This window comes from Virgibacillus alimentarius (assembly GCF_017874635.1).
Classification (GTDB): domain Bacteria; phylum Bacillota; class Bacilli; order Bacillales; family Amphibacillaceae; genus Virgibacillus_B; species Virgibacillus_B alimentarius.
Genome location: NZ_JAGIKX010000065.1, coordinates 1 through 3216, shown reverse-complemented (window position 1 = coordinate 3216; position 3216 = coordinate 1). Strand labels below are relative to the sequence as shown.

Annotated in this window: 2 protein-coding genes and 1 pseudogene; 1 reads left to right on the top strand and 2 read right to left on the bottom strand. The window is 35.9% G+C overall.

All coding sequences use genetic code 11. The features are described from left to right. A pseudogene (locus J2Z81_RS15590) lies at positions 1-611 on the top strand (IS110 family transposase); the annotation flags it as partial. Between the two features lie 225 nt (positions 612-836). Here the strand turns inward: J2Z81_RS15590 and J2Z81_RS15585 are convergent. Further along, positions 837-1421, bottom strand: a complete 585-nt coding sequence (locus J2Z81_RS15585) for a hypothetical protein (RefSeq protein WP_029269833.1) — start codon at positions 1419-1421, stop codon at positions 837-839. Positions 1422-1430: 9 nt separating this feature from the next. Further along, a complete protein-coding gene (locus J2Z81_RS15580; protein ID WP_029269831.1) occupies positions 1431-2615 on the bottom strand; it encodes a ParM/StbA family protein in 1185 nt (394 codons plus the stop codon). Positions 2616-3216 lie beyond the last annotated feature (601 nt).

The window sequence follows — 3216 nt, the reverse complement described above, 5'->3', positions numbered from 1 at the left end:
CTACGTGTCAAGGGCAAGAATCGTTCCCCAGATGCTGAACAAGTAGCCAAATCAATTCAAAAAGCTGCGCGTTCGTCTTATAGATTAGACAAGGTGTGGAAGATTCTATTGATGCGATTCTTGCCACGTCTATCACCTTAATTCGCACTTTTGACAAACAAATCAAGGAACTTGATAAAACCATTAAGCGAATTATGAAAGGCATGCCCCAAGTTTTACAATCGATACCTGGCGTTGGCCCGGTATTTGTAGCTGGAATTATCGCTGAAATTGGCCAAATCGAACGATTTGAAAACGAAGAGAAAATCGCCAAGTATGCTGGATTGTATTGGCGAAAACACCAATCAGGTCGCTTTACTGCAGATAACACATCTTTGTCGCGTAACGGTAATCAGTATCTCCGATATTACTTAGTTGAAGCCGCCAACTCGGTAAGAAGGCAGATTCCTGAATACAGTGACTATTACGCAAAGAAATACAGAGAAGTACCAAAGCATCAACATAAAAGAGCCCTCGTCTTAACAGCAAGAAAATTTGTGCGTTTGGTAGATGCGCTACTACGCAAAAACCAAATTTACACGCCAAAAAGGAGCGTAATAAATGAAGCATAATTAGCTTCTAAATCCTTTAACAGATTACCAGTGAATTTTCTGTTTTCTTGCTGGTTTAGCTTCGTGTTGCTTTTTTTAAGTGAATTGCACCTTGATAATCAGATAGTTATTTATTTTTCTTTTGACATACTACCGCAGGTCTTTAAGATAACCTATTGCTAGTTTGTGTCAAAGGAAAGTGAATATACAAAAAACATGCCACCCAATGCAGGAGCAGCATGTTCTTCATTTATTCATACTGGAGAAAAAGTCACTTAATGGATCATCATCTTCTTCCTCTTCAACTTCCCCGTCCACCATCGTTTGGTCGTGAATATCCTCTTGTAAATGGGATAGATCTACATCAAGTAAATCATCGTCATTTATCTGTGGTTGATTGGTTTCATTTTTTACCTCAGGTTCTGCCAAAGGCTCTTCTTTCGTAGCTGATACTTCCTCTTGTAAATATAATGCTTCATCAATATCGACCGCATTACTATTCAATGAAGCTAAAAGGGATGTAGCACGAATCGGATCATTAATCAATTGGTATAAAATACTCCCGATTAATGCTTCCGAATGTTCATGTTTCAGCCAGTTTTTCTGCTCTTTTGTCAGTTGTTTAGGTAAAGGGATCGTGATAGTTTCTTTTTGCTTCGCGTAGGTTTCATTAACCCCTTTCAAAACGAACTGAGCTATCTCACTGGAAAAGTTTCGTCGTGCAGTGTCTTTAAGCCTTTGTAATTGTTTTAAAAGGTAATCAGGAGTATCGGAAGGGACACGAAATGTAATGGACTGTCCCCGTTCAATACTCTTTCTTGACTCACGCATTTTCTCACCCTATTTTTCTTTTGAAGATGTTACGGCTTTTTCTTCTTTTTCAGCATTTTCTTTGGATGATTTTCTAATAAAATCAGTTATTAACTTATAATAAGCATTTGCCATCATCCAAATACTTTCATTTTCGTCTTCAAAAAACTCAATATTAAATCCGTCCAACTTATTGTTTAGAGCTTTCAGGTAATCTTTTAATACCGCTGACCCGCCGCCGACAAAATAACAAATTTCAGATTGCGAGTTTTTTTGCCATACATTTCTTAAGTAACGATATTCCTTTTTTGCAAGCTCTAATAAGATATGGTCCGTAATATTATGAACGCTCGTTCTGCTCCCCTTCACCATAATATGGTGACGATTGTTTTTACGTGTAATAATATCAACAACATCACGGCGACTGTCAAGTTCTACCCCATGTTGAATTCGGATTTCTTCACGAATAGCTTCTAACGACTCTGCAACACCAAGGTTAAAACCTTGTGCTTTATCATCATCTACATTTCGATTACGAATAACAGCAATATCTGTGGAGAGACCACCAATATCCTGAATCAATATTTGTTTATCGATGAGATCTTTATTAATCACCTTCAAATTGTCATCCATAATTAAATTGACATAAGCAGCAAAACCTTCGGGATATACTTTCACTTCATCAAATTTAATATTTACTTTCATCCCTTGATATTTAGGGGTTACTAAAAACTCTACTTGATGAACAGAGCCTAGTAATTGGGAACGATAACCAACATCCTTCCCCTCTTTTACTTCTCTTAGTGGCAAACCTGTACCTAGTGTATAAGTTGCTTCAACTACATTATTTTGTGTTGGATTAAAAGCTCCGCTGCTAACAGCATCTAGTGCAACAGATGCAAATAGCATAATTAATGTTTGATCTTCTTCTGATTTACTACTGCCAGGATCTAGCTCTGTTGAATTACTCGTTTTTGTTGCTAGATTACCCACACGATAAACAGCATTATTTTCTTCCAGCGCTGGTGAATGGACACGGATATGTATATTATCTAGCACTTCTTTTTCATCTAAATCTTCAATCCCAATAACAGGACGATCTTCCATATCTCGTGCAATGACATTGGGCAGATAAAAATTGCTTTCCAGTTTACCGAAATTTGCTTTCAACGCATCATTTCCAACATCTACCGAAGCAATTCTTGATTTTGTCATAAACATTCATTCTCCTTTCTTATTTAAATACTACTCTATTAATAATAGTTTATATACGTCTAATAATCAATCAATCATTCATCGTGTACAATGAAGTATTCATGTACACTTTTTGCACACACTAACAAGACGCTATGTACACGTATTTGTTTACAAGAAAACGGTTTTGTATTCTTGTTGTGTTCTTTTTGTTTACTTGTATACTTTATTGTGTACTTTATGTTTTATATAAAATTACTGTTTTCACTCTAGGAACAATTCGTTGAAGATGACAGTTGATATCGAAATAATCATAGCAATAATACGACTATTCACTTGAAAAATAAAAATAAGCAAGTATGTGGACGTTTATAGTAATTTGAGACTTATACTATACTTTTATTTTTAAAAGCATCTTAAAACCTTTTAAAATGATCCATTTTCCAGCAAATTATATTCCTCTTTTTATATCACTGTCTCCCCTTTTCGTGAATAAAGCCAAAAAAAAGCGTATCTATCATTCAGATACAGTGGCGACCCCTAAAAGTTAGAGTTTTTATTATGCAGCTGATTGGCTGGATTGAGTTCGGTATTCGACCGGACTCAGTCCAGTCAATTTTGC